This is a genomic window from Arthrobacter sp. JCM 19049 (assembly GCF_001310435.1).
In genome coordinates, this window is the sequence record NZ_BAXF01000855.1 from 1 (window position 1) to 668 (window position 668).

General features: G+C 68.1%; 1 protein-coding gene. It reads right to left on the bottom strand.

Translation table 11 applies throughout. From position 1 onward, the window contains the following. Window positions 1-377, bottom strand: a 377-nt coding sequence (locus tag JCM19049_RS16740; protein ID WP_054822086.1) for a VOC family protein, incomplete at its 3' end; no start/stop codon positions are given. Window positions 378-668 lie beyond the last annotated feature (291 nt).

The following is a 668-nucleotide window of genomic DNA, read 5'->3' on the forward strand; positions in this document are numbered from 1 at the left end:
GCCGGACCCAGGGCGCGCAGGTGCCAGTGGTGGCCGAAGGGGTCGCAGAAGTCCGCGACCCGGCCCTGCTCCTGATGGTTCTGCGGCTCGGTCAGCAGTTTCACCCCGGTCAGTTTCACGGCGCGGGCCACCGCGTCCACGTCATCCACCATCAGGTGCAGGCTGACCGGCCCGTTCGGTGCCGTGGTGGAGGATGCTGGGTCATCCAGGGTGCGCAGCAGCACCGCCGCGCCGTGGAAGTCCAGGGTGGTTTCCTGGGCCGGGCCGCGTGGGGCGCGCCGGTGTTGGCCGACCACCGTGGCGCCCAGGGCGGTGCGGTACCAGTTGAGGGCGCTGTCTGGGTCGTCGGTCAGCAGCAGTGGGGCTAGCGTGTACATCGTCCTGAACCTTTCGGCGTGGGCAACACCCCGTTGTGTCATCCCTAGGTTGACACCGTAAGTCGCCGGGCTTACGGTGTCAATACCCTATTGACAAAATGAGTCGGCGACCGCGGATACCCGAGGGTGCGGCCGGCGACAGGAATGGACTGGCCATGGAGAATCGGCATGAAAACCCGGATGGACAACTCGCCCCCGCACTCGGGCATCGGCAGTCGAGCGTGGGTCTTGCCACGCTGCCGCGGCTCATCTGGGCCCGCTGGCCCTCGGTCGTGGGGCTGCTGGCGCTCC